Origin of the sequence: Pseudomonas monachiensis (genome assembly GCF_047345015.1) — a bacterium.
GTDB lineage: Bacteria > Pseudomonadota > Gammaproteobacteria > Pseudomonadales > Pseudomonadaceae > Aquipseudomonas > Aquipseudomonas monachiensis.
The window spans coordinates 797,148-812,217 of sequence record NZ_CP178857.1 but is presented as its reverse complement, the minus strand read 5'-3'; the positions used below and the strand labels follow the sequence as shown (position 1 = coordinate 812,217).

The 15,070-nt window shown below is 59.6% G+C and carries 14 protein-coding genes; 10 read left to right on the top strand and 4 right to left on the bottom strand.

All coding sequences use genetic code 11. The features are described 5' to 3' along the window. Positions 1 to 32 precede the first annotated feature (32 nt). The 5 genes from ACMDB8_RS03510 (at position 33) to ACMDB8_RS03490 (ending at position 5,592) form a co-directional block, all read left to right on the top strand. Entirely contained in the window at positions 33 to 1,628 is a 1,596-nt protein-coding gene (locus ACMDB8_RS03510; RefSeq protein WP_056728297.1) for an ABC transporter substrate-binding protein, read from the top strand. A 72-nt stretch (positions 1,629 to 1,700) separates the two neighbouring features. Beyond that, positions 1,701 to 2,711 (top strand): ABC transporter permease subunit, encoded by a 1,011-nt coding sequence (locus ACMDB8_RS03505; protein WP_056728294.1) that lies wholly within the window; start codon positions 1,701 to 1,703, stop codon positions 2,709 to 2,711. 10 nt (positions 2,712 to 2,721) lie between these two features. Then, positions 2,722 to 3,633 carry an ABC transporter permease subunit gene (locus ACMDB8_RS03500; protein WP_056728293.1) on the top strand — a complete coding sequence of 304 codons (912 nt, stop codon included), beginning with the start codon at positions 2,722 to 2,724 and terminating at the stop codon, positions 3,631 to 3,633. A gap of 10 nt (positions 3,634 to 3,643) precedes the next feature. Further along, entirely contained in the window at positions 3,644 to 4,612 is a 969-nt protein-coding gene (locus tag ACMDB8_RS03495; protein ID WP_056728291.1) for an ABC transporter ATP-binding protein, read from the top strand. Then, positions 4,612 to 5,592: a peptide ABC transporter ATP-binding protein gene (locus ACMDB8_RS03490; RefSeq protein WP_056728287.1), complete on the top strand. Its 981-nt coding sequence runs from the start codon at positions 4,612 to 4,614 to the stop codon at positions 5,590 to 5,592. The genes ACMDB8_RS03495 and ACMDB8_RS03490 overlap by 1 nt, the downstream gene beginning before the upstream one ends. A 210-nt stretch (positions 5,593 to 5,802) precedes the next feature. Here ACMDB8_RS03490 and ACMDB8_RS03485 read toward each other — a convergent pair whose 3' ends face one another. Together ACMDB8_RS03485 and ACMDB8_RS03480 are read right to left on the bottom strand one after the other, a co-directional pair. Further along, a complete protein-coding gene (locus ACMDB8_RS03485) occupies positions 5,803 to 6,057 on the bottom strand; it encodes a hypothetical protein (RefSeq protein WP_409078301.1) in 255 nt (84 codons plus the stop codon). Between the two features lie 241 nt (positions 6,058 to 6,298). Next, positions 6,299 to 7,882: a peptide chain release factor 3 gene (locus ACMDB8_RS03480; protein ID WP_056728283.1), complete on the bottom strand. Its 1,584-nt coding sequence runs from the start codon at positions 7,880 to 7,882 to the stop codon at positions 6,299 to 6,301. Positions 7,883 to 8,209: 327 nt separating this feature from the next. Between ACMDB8_RS03480 and ACMDB8_RS03475 the strand changes: the two genes are divergently transcribed. From ACMDB8_RS03475 to ACMDB8_RS03455, 5 genes are all read left to right on the top strand, one after another. Then, positions 8,210 to 8,926, top strand: coding sequence for an ABC transporter permease (locus tag ACMDB8_RS03475; RefSeq protein ID WP_056728281.1), 717 nt, complete (start codon positions 8,210 to 8,212; stop codon positions 8,924 to 8,926). A 20-nt stretch (positions 8,927 to 8,946) separates the two neighbouring features. Continuing rightward, complete coding sequence (locus tag ACMDB8_RS03470; RefSeq protein ID WP_409078302.1) at positions 8,947 to 9,840, top strand: glycine betaine ABC transporter substrate-binding protein; 894 nt, start codon at positions 8,947 to 8,949, stop codon at positions 9,838 to 9,840. A gap of 12 nt (positions 9,841 to 9,852) precedes the next feature. After that, positions 9,853 to 10,506 (top strand): ABC transporter permease, encoded by a 654-nt coding sequence (locus tag ACMDB8_RS03465; protein WP_338584665.1) that lies wholly within the window; start codon positions 9,853 to 9,855, stop codon positions 10,504 to 10,506. After that, entirely contained in the window at positions 10,503 to 11,660 is a 1,158-nt protein-coding gene (locus tag ACMDB8_RS03460) for a betaine/proline/choline family ABC transporter ATP-binding protein (RefSeq protein ID WP_409078303.1), read from the top strand. Before ACMDB8_RS03465 ends, ACMDB8_RS03460 begins: the two co-directional genes overlap by 4 nt. Positions 11,661 to 12,254: 594 nt before the next feature. Continuing rightward, positions 12,255 to 13,418 (top strand): type III PLP-dependent enzyme, encoded by a 1,164-nt coding sequence (locus ACMDB8_RS03455; protein ID WP_056728269.1) that lies wholly within the window; start codon positions 12,255 to 12,257, stop codon positions 13,416 to 13,418. A 138-nt stretch (positions 13,419 to 13,556) separates the two neighbouring features. Here the strand turns inward: ACMDB8_RS03455 and ACMDB8_RS03450 are convergent, their stop codons facing one another. Further along, positions 13,557 to 14,294, bottom strand: a complete 738-nt coding sequence (locus tag ACMDB8_RS03450) for a tetratricopeptide repeat protein (protein WP_056728268.1) — start codon at positions 14,292 to 14,294, stop codon at positions 13,557 to 13,559. 30 nt (positions 14,295 to 14,324) lie between these two features. Next, positions 14,325 to 15,005 (bottom strand): Fe2+-dependent dioxygenase, encoded by a 681-nt coding sequence (locus tag ACMDB8_RS03445; RefSeq protein WP_056728267.1) that lies wholly within the window; start codon positions 15,003 to 15,005, stop codon positions 14,325 to 14,327. Positions 15,006 to 15,070: the final 65 nt, after the last annotated feature.

Here is a 15,070-nt window from a genome sequence, read left to right as displayed (position 1 = left end):
TTTGTCCTTTAACTGATTGCAGAGGGTTCTTGATGAAAATGCTTCCCCTACGTGCGGCCATCGCGGCTGCGTTGCTCAGTGTCGCTGTTGGTGTCTCGGCCAAACCCCTGGTGGTTTGTACCGAAAACAGCCCCGAAGGCTTCGACATGGTCCAGTACACGACTGCAGTCACAGCCGATGCGGTGGCCGAAACCATCTTCAATCGCCTGGCAGACTTCAAGCCCGGTACCACCGAAGTGATTCCGGCACTGGCCGATTCCTGGGACATCAGCGAAGACGGTCTGAGCTACACGTTTCATCTGCGTAAAGGCGTCAAGTTCCACACCACCGAATACTTCAAGCCGACCCGCGACATGAATGCCGACGACGTGGTCTGGAGTTTCCAGCGCCAGCTGGACCCGAATCATCCATGGCACAAACTGTCGAGCGTGGGCTTCCCGTACTTTGAAAGCATGGGCTTCAAGGAACTGCTGAAAAGCGTCGAGAAAGTCGACGACAACACGGTCAAGTTCACCCTGACCCGTCGCGAAGCGCCGTTCCTGGCCGACATCGCCATGGCCTTCTCGTCGATCTACTCCGCCGAGTACGCCGACCAGTTGCTCAAGGCCAACAAGACCGGCGACCTGAACAACAAGCCGGTCGGCACCGGCCCGTTCGTCTTCCAGCGCTACAACAAGGACGCCCAGGTTCGCTTCAAGGCCAACCCGGACTACTTCCGAGGCAAGCCTCCGGCTGATGCGCTGATCCTGGCCATCGCCACCGACAACAACGTGCGCCTGCAGAAGCTCAAGGCCAACGAGTGCCAGGTCGCGCTGTATCCAAAACCGGATGACATTCCGAGCATCAGGAAAGACGACAAGCTGAAAGTCGATGAGCTGAATGCGATGACCGTCGCGTACATCGCCATCAACACCACGCACAAGTACCTTAGCGATGTACGGGTGCGTAAAGCCATCGACATCGCCTTCGACAAGGAAGCGGCTGTCAACGCGCTGTTCGGCAAGGGCAATGCAACAGCCGCCGTCAACCCGTTCCCGGACACCCTGCTGGGCTACAACCACACCCTGAAGAACCCGGTCCGCGATCTGGACAAGGCCCGTGCCCTGCTCAAGGAAGCCGGCGTACCGGAAGGCACCACCTTCACCCTGTTCACCCGCAACGGAGGCGGTGCAACCAACCCGAACCCGATGCTCGGTGCGCAGATGATGCAGGCCGACCTGGCCAAGGTCGGGATCAAGATCGACATTCGCGTGATGGAATGGGGCGAAATGCTCAAACGCGCGAAAAACGGCGAGCACGACATGGTTTCCGCCGGATGGGCGGGCGATAACGGCGACCCGGATAACTTCCTGACGCCTATGCTCAGTTGTGAAGCGGCCAAGAACGGCGAAAACTACGCCCGCTGGTGCAATGACAAGTTCCAGGCCCTGATCGATCAGGCCCGGGAAAAAACCGACCCGGCCGAGCGTGCAGCCCTGTACGAGCAGGCCCAGCTTATTTTCAACCAGGACCAACCGTGGATCAGCTTGGCCCACACTAGAATGTTTACCGCAATGCGCAACAACGTAGAGGGCTATCACATTAGCCCCCTGACCACGAATAACTTCGCCACCACCCAGGTGAAGTAATAAGAAAACTCCCGGCATTCCTGACCCAGGCATGCCGGGCACGCCTAACCGGCTGATGAGGTACAACACACGATGTTTAGTTTTATTGCCCGCCGACTGGGGTTATTGATCCCCACGTTCTTCGGCATCACCCTGCTGACTTTCGCGTTGATTCGCATGATCCCGGGCGACCCCGTGGAAGTCATGATGGGAGAACGCAGGGTCGATCCCGAAATGCACGCTCAGGCAATGGAACGCCTAGGTCTGAACAAACCCCTGTATGCCCAGTACCTGGATTACATCGGCAAGCTGGCCCACGGCGATCTCGGGGAATCCCTGCGTACCCGTGAAAGTGTGTGGAGCGAATTCACCTCCCTGTTCCCCGCGACCCTGGAACTGTCCATGGCCGCCCTGTTGTTCGCCGGCATCCTGGGCCTTCTGGCCGGGGTGATCGCGGCACTCAAGCGAGGATCCCTGTTCGACCATGGGGTGATGGGTGTCTCCCTGGCGGGATACTCGATGCCGATCTTCTGGTGGGGCCTGATCCTGATCATGTTCTTCTCGGTGAGCCTGGGCTGGACCCCGGTGTCCGGGCGGATCGACCTGCTCTACGACATCGAGCCGCGCACCGGCTTCATGCTGATCGACACGCTGCTGGCCGACGAGCCGGACGCCTTCTTCGACGCCCTGCACCACCTGATCCTGCCGGCCATTGTGCTCGGCACCATTCCGCTGGCAGTGATCGCGCGGATGACCCGCTCGTCGATGCTCGAAGTGCTGCGTGAAGACTACATCCGCACCGCCAAGGCCAAAGGCCTGTCGCCGGCGCGCGTCGTGTTCGTACACGGCCTGCGTAACGCGCTGATCCCGGTACTGACGGTGGTCGGCCTGCAAGTCGGCACCCTGCTGGCCGGTGCGGTCCTGACCGAAACCATCTTCTCGTGGCCCGGCATCGGCAAATGGCTGATCGAAGCCATTGGTGCCCGGGACTACCCAGTCGTACAAAACGGCATCCTGTTAATCGCCTGCCTGGTGATTCTGGTCAACTTCGTAGTGGACATCCTCTACGGTTTTGCCAACCCACGCATCCGTCATCAGCGCTGAGATCATGACCATGACCACTCCAATTCCATCGGTAGCAGTCGATCAAAGCCTGCTGTACCCGTCTCCATACAAAGAATTCTGGCAAGCGTTCTCCAAGAACAAAGGCGCCGTCGCCGGCCTGATGTTCATGCTGCTGGTGATTTTCTGCGCCATCTTCGCCCCGTGGGTTGCCCCTCACGATCCTAGCGAGCAGTACCGCGATTTCCTGCTGACCCCGCCAGCCTGGCTCGAAGGTGGGCAACTGCAGTTCCTGCTCGGTACCGATGAGCTGGGCCGCGACCTGCTGTCGCGACTGATCCAGGGTTCGCGCCTGTCGCTGCTGATCGGCTTGTCGTCGGTGGTGATGTCACTGATTCCGGGCATCCTGCTGGGCCTGTTCGCCGGGTTCTTCCCGCGCGTGCTCGGTCCGACCATCATGCGTCTGATGGACATCATGCTGGCCCTGCCGTCCCTGCTGCTGGCCGTGGCGATCGTCGCCATCCTCGGCCCTGGACTGATCAACACCGTGATCGCCATCGCCGTGGTGTCCCTGCCGTCGTACGTTCGCCTGACCCGCGCTGCGGTGATGGGCGAACTGAACCGCGACTACGTGACCGCCGCGCGCCTGGCCGGTGCCGGCTTGCCGCGCCTGATGTTCGTCACCGTGCTACCCAACTGCATGGCGCCGCTGATCGTTCAGGCCACCCTGAGCTTCTCCTCGGCGATCCTCGATGCCGCCGCACTGGGCTTCCTCGGCCTTGGCGTACAACCGCCAACCCCTGAGTGGGGCACCATGCTGGCTTCGGCCCGCGACTACATCGAACGCGCCTGGTGGGTGGTGAGCCTGCCTGGTTTGACCATTTTGCTCAGCGTGCTGGCAATCAACCTGATGGGCGACGGCCTGCGCGATGCGCTGGACCCGAAACTCAAGAACGCCGCCTGAGGAGATTCCCATGTCACTGCTAGAAATCAAGAATCTCAACGTTCGCTTCGGCGACAAAAACGCCACGCCAGTGGTCGATGGCCTCGACCTGAAAGTGGACAAGGGCGAAGTGCTGGCCATCGTTGGCGAGTCCGGTTCCGGCAAATCCGTGACCATGATGGCGCTGATGGGCCTGATCGAGCATCCGGGGATCGTCACCGCTGACGCCCTGAACTTCGACGGCAAGAACATGCTCAAGCTCAACAATCGTCAGCGTCGACAGATCGTCGGTAAAGACCTGTCCATGGTCTTCCAGGATCCGATGACCGCGCTGAACCCGAGCTACACCGTCGGCTTCCAGATTGAAGAAGTGCTGCGCCTGCACCTGAAAATGTCCGGCAAGGCGGCCCGCAAACGCGCCATCGAACTGCTGGAAAAAGTCGAGATCCCGGGTGCCGCCAGCCGTATGGACGCTTACCCGCATCAACTGTCCGGTGGCATGAGCCAGCGTGTCGCGATTGCCATGGCGATTGCCGGCGAACCGAAACTGCTGATCGCCGACGAACCGACCACGGCGCTGGACGTGACCATCCAGGCACAGATCATGGACCTGCTGCTGGCGTTGCAGAAAGAACAGAACATGGGCTTGGTGCTGATCACCCACGACCTCGCCGTCGTGGCCGAAACCGCCCAGCGCGTGTGCGTGATGTACGCCGGCCAGGCGGTCGAAGTCGGTCAGGTGCCGCAACTGTTCGACATCCCGGCGCACCCGTATAGCGAAGCGCTGCTCAAAGCGATTCCGGAACACAGCCTCGGCGCCGCGCGTTTGTCGACCCTGCCGGGCATCGTGCCCGGTCGCTACGACCGTCCGCAGGGTTGCCTGCTGTCGCCGCGCTGCCCGTACGTGAAAGACAACTGCCGTCAACAACGTCCGGCCCTTGACCAGAAAAGCAACAGCCTCGCTCGCTGCTTCTACCCGCTGAACCAGGAGGTGGCGTAATGGCCGTCGTTCTTACCGCCCGCGACCTGACCCGTCACTACGAGGTGTCCCGAGGCCTGTTCAAGGGGCACGCCACCGTGCGCGCCCTCAACGGCGTGTCGTTCGAACTGGAAGCCGGCAAGACCCTCGCTGTCGTCGGCGAGTCGGGTTGCGGCAAGTCCACCCTGGCACGTGCCCTGACCCTGATCGAAGAACCGTCCTCCGGCTCCTTGAAAATCGCCGGGCAGGAAGTTGCCGGGGCCGACAAGGCCCAGCGCAAGCAACTGCGCAAAGACGTGCAGATGGTATTCCAGAGCCCGTACGCCTCGTTGAACCCACGGCAGAAAGTCGGTGATCAGCTTGCAGAACCGCTTCTGATCAACACCAGCCTGAGCGCCTCCGAACGTCGCGAGAAAGTCCAGGCGATGATGAAGCAGGTGGGCTTGCGTCCCGAGCACTATCAGCGTTATCCGCATATGTTCTCCGGCGGCCAGCGCCAGCGGATCGCCCTGGCCCGGGCGATGATGCTGCAACCGAAAGTGCTGGTGGCGGACGAACCGACCTCGGCGCTGGACGTGTCGATTCAGGCGCAGGTGCTCAACCTGTTCATGGATTTGCAGCAAGAGTTCAACACCGCCTACGTGTTCATCTCCCACAACCTGGCAGTGGTACGCCACGTTGCCGACCACGTGATGGTGATGTACCTCGGTCGTCCGGTGGAAATGGGCACGAAAGAGGACATTTACTCACGCCCTCTGCACCCCTACACCCAGGCGCTGCTGTCGGCGACGCCGGCCATCCACCCGGATCCGGACAAGCCAAAAATCAAGATCGTCGGTGAGCTACCCAACCCGCTGAACCCGCCGTCCGGCTGCGCCTTCCACAAGCGCTGCCCGTACGCCACCGAGCGTTGCAGCACTGAAGAGCCGGCCCTGCGCCTGCTCGACAACCGCCAGGTGGCTTGCCACTACGCCGAGCAATTCCTCGACGGCGCGGCATAAAAAATGTGGGAGCGGGCTTGCTCGCGAAGGCGTCATTCCAGTCAACATCAATGTCGACTGACAGATCGCTTTCGTCGGAACGCCGCCCGGAGCAAGTCCGCTCCCACAGGGATTGAGTAGTTCAAGTAAATACGCGTTAACCCAACCCCTTCCACCTCGATTGAGCATCACTCAGGTAGAAGGGGTTTTCTTTTGCCCGCCATCGAGCGGCTACGTCTGGCTGTCGCCCTCTTCTTCATCGGTGTCCGGCTCGTCGGTGGTCGAGTCATCGTCGTTGTCCGCACCACCCTGCCCCTGATCTCCCGGTTCCGATTCGGACTTGGCGATCATCAACCCCGCATAACCCGCCTGCCCGCTCGAAGCCTGCTCCCCATGATCGATACACTCGGCCCACGCCATCGAAGTGCCGAGCGAGAGCATCACCATCACCTTCAACAGCAGTAAAACGCGAAACAATCTGTTCATAGCCGATTCCGTCCTTTCGTTGAGTGCCTGTCTGGCGCTGAGTCAAATCTAGTTCCGATCAGCCGGGTTCTCCAGATTGGATGCTATCGAGCGAGGGAAAATGCAGCGGGTTGGCAGATTGGTTTGGAATAGGGGTTATTCACAATTCAGCTAACACCGAAAAACCCACAGAAGTATGTGATAGGCAATAAAAAACCCCGCTGCTTTCACAAACGGGGTTTTGGGTATTTCAACTCAGCGCTTAGTGATGCTCACGCGTCGCACGGAATTTCACGTCCGGCCAGCGCTCTTCCATCAGGGCCAGGTTGACCCGCGTCGGTGCGAGGTAGGTCAGGTGACCACCGCCGTCCAGTGCCAGGTTTTCCACAGCCTTGTTGGAGAATTCCTCAAGCTTCTTCTTGTCGCTGCATTCGATCCAGCGTGCCGAGTAAACCGTGATCGGCTCGTAGGAGCACTCGACCTTGTATTCCTCTTTCAAACGACTGGCGACCACATCGAACTGCAGCACACCGACGGCGCCGAGGATGATGTCGTTGCTGCGTTCCGGGAAGAACACCTGGGTCGCGCCTTCTTCGGCCAGCTGTTGCAGGCCCTGGCGCAGTTGCTTGGATTTCAGCGGATCTTTCAAACGCACGCGGCGGAACAGTTCCGGGGCGAAGTGCGGGATACCGGTGAAACCCAGGGCTTCGCCTTCGCTGAAGGTGTCGCCGATCTGGATGGTGCCGTGGTTGTGCAGGCCGATGATGTCGCCGGCAAAGGCTTCTTCCAGTTGCTCACGCTCGGAGGAGAAGAAGGTCAGCGCGTCGCCGATCCGCACGTCCTTGCCGGTGCGCACATGGCGCATCTTCATGCCTTTTTCGTACTTGCCGGAGCAGATACGCATGAAGGCGATACGGTCGCGGTGCTTCGGGTCCATGTTCGCCTGGATCTTGAAGATGAAGCCCGAGAACTTCTCTTCCACCGGCTCCACGGTACGCTCGTTGGCCACGCGTGCCAGCGGGCGCGGCGCCCAATCGACGACGGCGTCGAGGACGTGGTCGACACCGAAGTTGCCCAGTGCCGTACCGAAGAACACCGGGGTCAACTGACCGTCGAGGAACTCCTGCTGGTTGAACTCGTGGCAGGCGCCCTGCACCAGTTCCAGCTGCTCGATGAAACGCTCGTACTCGTCACCCAGGTGGGCGCGGGCTTCATCGGAGTCGAGCTTCTCGATGATCTTGGTTTCGGTGCGTTCGTGGCCGTGACCGGCGGTGTACACGATGATGTAGTCATCGGCGAGGTGATACACGCCCTTGAAGTCGCGGTAGCAACCAATCGGCCAGGTGATCGGCGCCGCCTTGATCTTCAGGACCGCTTCGATTTCGTCGAGCAGTTCGATCGGGTCGCGGATGTCACGGTCGAGTTTGTTGATGAAGCTGACAATCGGCGTGTCACGCAGACGGCAGACGTCCATCAGGGCGATGGTCCGTGGCTCTACACCTTTACCGCCGTCGAGAACCATCAACGCCGAGTCCACCGCGGTCAGGGTGCGGTAGGTATCTTCGGAGAAGTCTTCGTGACCCGGGGTATCGAGCAGGTTGATCATGTGTTCGCGATACGGGAACTGCATGACCGACGTGGTAATGGAAATACCACGCTGCTTTTCCATTTCCATCCAGTCGGAGGTGGCATGGCGATCGGATTTACGAGATTTCACCGTACCGGCTACCGCAATCGCCTTGCCCATCAGCAAGAGCTTCTCGGTGATGGTGGTCTTACCGGCATCGGGGTGGGAAATAATGGCGAAAGTGCGGCGTTTCGCGACTTCGGCGGCCTGTTTGGTCATGGGAAATCGCCTGGCAGGTGATTCAAAAAAGGGCGCAGATTATAGCCCAAGTTGATCCAAGAACCGAACCGTTGAGCACATTAGGAGTGGCCAAATGCTCCCGCAGATGGGAACCTTTTAAAGCCCGGAGACGTCCACTCCCCCGTTACGACCACTCGTCGGGGGCCTGAAACACCTGCAAATCGGCCTGACGAGGCTGTGCTCATGGCTCGATGCATGCCGCTTTGCCGGCCTGTTCGAGCTGCTTATCGCGATCATTTTTTCGGCAGCCAGGAATGGCATTGCCACACGAAAGAGTGTTTGCCGACTGAAAAAAGGAGTCCGCCTGTGGCTATCCACTATGGCAAAGGGCTGATAGGAGGCGCGCTGGTAATCGCCCTTCTGGCCCTGCTGATCCAATGGATCGGCATCAACACGATCGAACTTTACCGCGACGATTTGTTGTTTTATCTGCAAGCTCATCTGGTTCTCGTCCTCGCTTCCATGCTGGCCGCCCTTGTCGTGGGCATTCCTGCCGGCATCCTCCTCAGCCGCCCGTCCATGGTCGGCCGCGCCGAACGCTTCATGCAGTTCTTCAACATCGGCAACACCGTTCCGCCCCTCGCCGTCCTGGCCATCGCCCTGGGCATCCTCGGCATCGGCAGCGGTCCGGCCATCTTCGCCCTGTTCCTCGCCTCACTACTGCCCATCGTGCGCAACACCTATGAAGGCCTGAAAAACGTTCAGGGGTCGCTCAAGGAAGCCGCCGTCGGCATCGGCATGACCCCGCGCCAGGTGCTGTGGAAAGTCGAATTGCCCAACGCGGTGCCGATCATCATCGGTGGTGTGCGCGTGGCGTTGGCGATCAACGTGGGGACCGCGCCGCTGGCGTTCCTGATCGGCGCCAACAGTCTCGGCAGCCTGATCTTCCCCGGGATTGCCCTGAACAATCAGCCGCAATTGCTGCTCGGCGCGGCCTGCACCGCCTTGCTGGCCTTGTTGCTCGACGGCCTGGTGACACTCGCCAGCCGCCTCTGGCTCGAACGCGGCTTGCGCCCGTCTTAAGCCCCGGCAAAGGAATCGTCATGAAAACATCAAGCTTTTTACTAGGCTGCGTCCTGCTGTTCGCAGGATTTGCCCAAGCCGCCGATAAACCCTTGATCCGCATCGGCGCCCGGGTGTTCACCGAACAAACCCTGCTGGCGGAAATCACTTCGCAGTACCTGCGTACCAAGGGTTACGAGGTGCAAGTGACCGGCGGCCTGGGCAGCAATCTGGCCCGCAGCGCCCACGAAAGCGGCCAGCTGGACATGCTCTGGGAATACACCGGCGTGTCGCTGGTGGCCTACAACCATGTCACTGAAAAACTCGACAGCGAACAGTCCTACGCACGAGTAAAAGAACTCGACGCGAAAAAAGGCCTGGCCTGGCTCACCCCGTCGAAATTCAGCAACACCTACGCCCTCGCCCTGCCGAAGAACGTCGCCGACCAATACCCACGGATCAACACCATCAGTGAGCTGAACACGGTGCTGCGCAAGGAAGCCGGGACCAACAATCTGGTGGCGCTGGATACCGAGTTCGCCAACCGTTCGGACGGTCTGGATGGCATGGTCAAGCTCTACGACATGAACCTGACCCGCAAGAATATCCGGCAGATGGACGCCGGCCTGGTCTACACCGCGCTGCGTAACGGCCAGGTGTTTGCCGGCCTGGTCTACACCACCGACGGTCGCCTCAACGCCTTCAAGCTGAAACTGCTGGAAGACGACAAGCACTACTTCCCCGACTACACCGCCGCACCGGTGGTGCGTCAGGCCTACCTCGATGCGCATCCGCAATTAGCCGCTCAGCTCAAGCCGCTGGCTGAACTGTTCGACGACAACACCATGCGCGAACTCAACGCCCGGGTCGACGTCGAGCACCAAAGTCCTTCAGCCGTCGCCGCCGATTTCCTGCGCCAACACCCGATCAATTAAGGAGGAAAAGTCATGGAATTCCTGAACGCCTTTTCCCATCTCGACTGGCCATTGGTCTTACACCTGACGTGGCAACACATCACCCTGGTCGGCATTGCCGTGACCCTGGCGATTCTGGTCGGCGTGCCATTGGGCATTTTGATGACGCGCTTCCCGAGTCTCGCCGGCCCCTTGCAAGCCAGCGCCACGGTGCTGCTGACCGTGCCGTCGATTGCCCTGTTCGGCCTGCTGCTGCCGTTCTACTCAAAGTTCGGCCAGGGCCTGGGGCCGATGCCGGCGATTACCGCGGTGTTCCTGTACTCGCTGCTGCCGATCATGCGTAACACCTACCTGGCCCTGACCAGCGTCGAACCGGGCATCCGCGAAGCCGCCCGCGGCATCGGCATGACCTTCGGCCAGCGCCTGCGCATGGTCGAGTTGCCCATCGCCGTGCCGGTGATCCTCGCCGGAGTGCGCACGGCCGTGGTGATGAACATCGGCGTCATGACCATCGCCGCCACCATTGGCGCCGGCGGCCTGGGCGTACTCATCCTCGCTTCCATCAGCCGCAGCGATATGTCGATGCTGATTGTCGGCGCTGTTCTGGTCAGTTTGCTGGCCATCTTCGCCGACCTGCTTTTGCAATGGCTGCAACGTTCGCTGACTCCAAAAGGACTCCTGAAATGATCGAACTTCAAAACCTCAGCAAGACCTTCCAAAGCAACGGCAAAGATGTGAAAGCCGTGGACTCGGTAAGCCTGACCGTCAATGAAGGCGAAATCTGCGTGTTCCTCGGGCCATCGGGTTGCGGTAAAAGCACCACGCTGAAAATGATCAACCGCCTGATCAAACCGACCTCGGGCAAGATCCTGATCAACGGCGAAGACACCACCGGCCTCGACGAAGTGACCCTGCGCCGCAACATCGGCTACGTGATCCAGCAGATCGGCCTGTTCCCGAACATGACCATCGAGGAGAACATTGTGGTGGTGCCGAAGCTGCTCGGCTGGGATAAACAGAAATGCCACGACCGCGCCCGCGAACTGATGAGCATGATCAAGCTCGAACCCAAGCAGTATCTGCATCGTTACCCACAGGAATTGTCCGGTGGGCAGCAACAGCGGATCGGCGTGATTCGCGCACTGGCCGCCGATGCGCCGCTGTTGCTGATGGACGAACCCTTCGGTGCGGTCGACCCGATCAACCGCGAGATGATCCAGAACGAATTTTTCGAAATGCAGCGGGCGCTGAACAAGACCGTGATCATGGTCAGCCACGACATCGACGAGGCTATCAAGCTCGGCGACAAGATTGCGATCTTCCGCGCCGGCAAGCTGCTGCAGATCGATCACCCGGACACTCTGCTCGCGCATCCGGCGGATGAGTTTGTCAGCAACTTCGTCGGACAGGACAGCACGCTCAAGCGTCTGCTGTTGGTGAAAGCCGAAGACGCGGCGGACAACGCCCCATCCGTCAGCCCGCAAACCCCGGTGGCTGAAGCGCTGGAGTTGATGGACGAGCATGACCGACGCTATGTGGTGGTCACTTGTGCCGAGAATAAAGCCCTGGGTTACGTACGACGTCGCGACCTGCACCGTCAGACCGGCACCTGCGCGCAGTACCAACGCGAGTTCAATGCCACGGCGGCGTACGACGAACATTTGCGCATCCTGCTGTCGCGCATGTACGAGTTCAATCGAGCGTGGTTGCCGGTGATGGATGCCGAGCGGGTGTTTTTGGGTGAGGTGACGCAGGAGTCGATTGCAGCTTACTTGAGCTCAGGTCGTTCGCGAGGAATGAAGACCAACATCGTGTCGCCTGCCGAGGCAGTGGTCGCCTGACAGCTCACATTACCCGGTAAAAATACAAACCCTGTGGGAGCGAGCTCGCTCCCACAGGTTCCATGCAATTTTCCAGTGATTCGCAGGCCGGAAAAAAATATCAACAGTAGCGTCTGCAAAATCAGTCCGGAAACACGCTCCAGAATGGTCAAATCCCCTCTCAACTCACCTTTTCGCAGCCAACGTCGCCGATGTTGACGCTATCGTATTCACTAGCGACTTAGCGCACAAAAGCGTTGAACGTGCAGGTATTCTTAACACTTCATAATTCCTCGGGAACATCCGACTGTCATCTGGGTCGGTTACAAAGAGTGATGCCCGCAACGCGCGTCAGAAGAGTGCAAAAACGCGACATTTTTTGTTGATCTCAAGCCCCTCACGCCCTAAAGTTCGCGCCGAACGTCCATGCTGGAAACGATCCATCCGGCTCAAGTACTGACGACGAGACAGCAAGGCCAAGGGAAAGCTGCACTTCCCATGGCCTTTTTGCTTTCGGCGACATGCCTTGGGAAGTAGGCGAACCAAAGTGGGGATACGGAGGACGTTCATTTGCACCCATTGATTAACAACGTTTGCCTTTAGGAGCTCCCAGGTATGTCGATCCAGGTCGAAGACTATTTCGCGCGTGAAACCTTTCAGAAAATGAAGGCGTTCGCCGACAAACAGGAAACCCCATTCGTGGTGATCGACACCGCGATGATCAGCCAGGCCTATGACGACCTGCGCGCCGGTTTCGAATTCGCCAAGGTCTACTACGCGGTCAAGGCCAACCCGGCCGTGGAAATCATCGACCTGCTCAAAGAGAAAGGTTCGAGCTTCGACATCGCCTCTATCTATGAGCTGGACAAAGTGCTGGGGCGCGGCGTCAGCGCCGACCAGATCAGCTACGGCAACACCATCAAGAAGTCCAAGGACATCCGCTACTTCTACGAGAAGGGCGTGCGCCTGTTCGCCACCGACTCCGAAGCCGACCTGCGCAACATCGCCAAGGCCGCTCCGGGCTCGAAAGTCTACGTACGCATCCTGACCGAAGGCTCGACCACCGCCGACTGGCCACTGTCGCGCAAATTCGGCTGCCAGACCGACATGGCCATGGACCTGCTGATCCTCGCTCGCGACCTGGGCCTGGTGCCTTACGGCATCTCGTTCCACGTTGGCTCGCAACAGCGCGACATCAGCGTCTGGGACGCCGCGATCGCCAAGGTCAAAGTGATCTTCGAGCGTCTGAAAGAAGAAGACGGCATCCATCTGAAGCTGATCAACATGGGCGGCGGCTTCCCGGCCAACTACATCACCCGCACCAACAGCCTGGAAACCTACGCCGAGGAAATCATCCGTTTCCTGAAGGAAGACTTCGGTGATGACTTGCCGGAAATCATCCTGGAACCAGGCCGTTCGCTGATCGCCAACGCCGGCATCCTGGTCAGTGAAGTGGTGCTGGTTGCGCGTAAATCCCGTACCGCCGTCGAGCGTTGGGTGTACACGGATGTGGGCAAGTTCTCCGGCCTGATCGAAACCATGGACGAAGCCATCAAGTTCCCGATCTGGACCGAGAAGAAAGGCGAGATGGAAGAAGTGGTCATCGCCGGTCCTACCTGCGACAGCGCCGACATCATGTACGAAAACTACAAGTACGGCCTGCCGCTGAACCTGGCCATCGGTGATCGCCTGTACTGGCTGTCGACCGGTGCGTACACCACCAGCTACAGCGCTGTTGAATTCAACGGCTTCCCGCCGCTGAAGTCGTTCTACGTGTAAATACTGCGTAGAAAACAAAAGCCCATGACATGTCATGGGTTTTTTTGTGCCTGAAATTCGCCTCGGTAGGAGCTGCCGAAGGCTGCGATCTTTTGATCTTGCTTCTAAAGGTCAAAAGATCGCAGCCTTCGGCAGCTCCTACATGGATTGAGTTCGCTGCAGATCGGCGCAGCGGCGAGCGTAATCGTCGGCCAGTGCCTGAATCCTCGGATCGGTCGCGTCCATCAGCGCCTGACTCGCCACCCGCAGAAAATTCAGATTCCCCCCGGCCAGCGCCTTGTGCAGCCAGAGCAACGCATCCTCGATATTCCCTTCGTCGGTCAAGACCGCTGCAAAGCTGAACTGCCCGCGAAAATCCCCACCCTCGGCCGAACGTCGATACCAGTTACGAGCCGCAGCCGGATCCGCGGGACAAACCCGCCCTTCTTCCAGATACCGTCCCAACAGATTCATCGATTTTGCATGGCCCAACTCAGCCGCACGGCGATAGAGACTCAGTGCTTGAAACTGGTCCTCAACCACCCCGCGACCGGTCGCCAGCAGATTGGCGTAGTTGTACATCGCCCAATCCAGCCCTGCACTGGCGGCAAGTCGGTAATGCCTGGCCGCTAGCGATGTATCGGCAGCACAGCCCCAACCATGCTCATGACAACGGCCGAGCATGTTGCGCGCCATCACATGCCCGCGTCGCGCGGCGATATCGAACCAACGCAGTGCCAGCGGCCGATCCTGAGCAATGCCCTGCCCGTCCAGCAAAATCTGCCCGAGCAACGCCTGCGCATCGAGGACGTCTTCGCGGGCCGCGATCAGAATCGCCTGGGCCGCCCGGGCCGGACTTTCGTCGAGCATCGCGCGCAGGCGCTCACCGTCGAGCATTTCCTCGCGGCGTAAACGGAAATCCGCCACTTACACCTCGACCCAGCGCCGCAACAGGTTGTGATAGGTACCGGTGAGGCGGATCAGCGATGGATGATCGGGCACATCGCGGGTCAGTTGCTGGATGGCCCCGTCCATCTCGAACAACAGGGCGCGCTGGCTGTCTTCACGCACCAGGCTTTGCGTCCAGAAAAACGAGGCGAGTCGCGTTCCTCGTGTCACCGCATTGACCTTGTGCAGGCTGGTGCCTGGGTAAAGCACCATGTCGCCGGCAGGCAGCTTCACCCGTTGAGTGCCAAAGGTGTCCTGGATCTCCAGCTCGCCGCCGTCGTAATCCTGCGGCTCGCTGAAGAACAGCGTGGCGGACAAATCCGTGCGCACCCGCTCGATGCCGCCCTTGGGCTGACGCACCGCGTTGTCGATATGGAAGTCGAAACTGCCACCGGCGGTGTAACAGTTCAGCAACGGTGGAAAGACTTTGTGCGGCAAGGCTGCTGACATGAACAGCGGATTTTTCCACAGCCGCTCCAGCATCGCCGCGCCGATCTCCTTGGCCAGCGGATGCCCTTCGGGCAGCTGCAAATTGTGCTTGGCCTTGGCCGACTGGTAGCCGGCGGTGATCTTTCCATCGGCCCAATCGGCTTGCTCCAGAGCCTCGCGAATGCGCTGCACCTCGTCTTTTTCAAACAGGCCGGGAATGTGCAGCAGCATGACAAAGACACCTGAATACAAAGGAGCGCCAATGGTATTGATTCTTATTGCCTGTGTAAAACACA

Excerpts from the sequence above, each read along its gene's own strand:
- ACMDB8_RS03510 (WP_056728297.1), top strand. The coding sequence starts at position 33 with ATGAAAATGCTTCCCCTACGTGCGGCCATCGCGGCTGCGTTGCTCAGT.
- ACMDB8_RS03505 (WP_056728294.1), top strand. The coding sequence starts at position 1,701 with ATGTTTAGTTTTATTGCCCGCCGACTGGGGTTATTGATCCCCACGTTC.
- ACMDB8_RS03500 (WP_056728293.1), top strand. The coding sequence starts at position 2,722 with ATGACCACTCCAATTCCATCGGTAGCAGTCGATCAAAGCCTGCTGTAC.
- ACMDB8_RS03495 (WP_056728291.1), top strand. The coding sequence starts at position 3,644 with ATGTCACTGCTAGAAATCAAGAATCTCAACGTTCGCTTCGGCGACAAA.
- ACMDB8_RS03490 (WP_056728287.1), top strand. The coding sequence starts at position 4,612 with ATGGCCGTCGTTCTTACCGCCCGCGACCTGACCCGTCACTACGAGGTG.
- ACMDB8_RS03485 (WP_409078301.1), bottom strand. The coding sequence starts at position 6,057 with ATGAACAGATTGTTTCGCGTTTTACTGCTGTTGAAGGTGATGGTGATG.
- ACMDB8_RS03480 (WP_056728283.1), bottom strand. The coding sequence starts at position 7,882 with ATGACCAAACAGGCCGCCGAAGTCGCGAAACGCCGCACTTTCGCCATT.
- ACMDB8_RS03470 (WP_409078302.1), top strand. The coding sequence starts at position 8,947 with ATGAAAACATCAAGCTTTTTACTAGGCTGCGTCCTGCTGTTCGCAGGA.
- ACMDB8_RS03465 (WP_338584665.1), top strand. The coding sequence starts at position 9,853 with ATGGAATTCCTGAACGCCTTTTCCCATCTCGACTGGCCATTGGTCTTA.
- ACMDB8_RS03460 (WP_409078303.1), top strand. The coding sequence starts at position 10,503 with ATGATCGAACTTCAAAACCTCAGCAAGACCTTCCAAAGCAACGGCAAA.
- ACMDB8_RS03455 (WP_056728269.1), top strand. The coding sequence starts at position 12,255 with ATGTCGATCCAGGTCGAAGACTATTTCGCGCGTGAAACCTTTCAGAAA.
- ACMDB8_RS03450 (WP_056728268.1), bottom strand. The coding sequence starts at position 14,294 with ATGCTCGACGGTGAGCGCCTGCGCGCGATGCTCGACGAAAGTCCGGCC.
- ACMDB8_RS03445 (WP_056728267.1), bottom strand. The coding sequence starts at position 15,005 with ATGCTGCTGCACATTCCCGGCCTGTTTGAAAAAGACGAGGTGCAGCGC.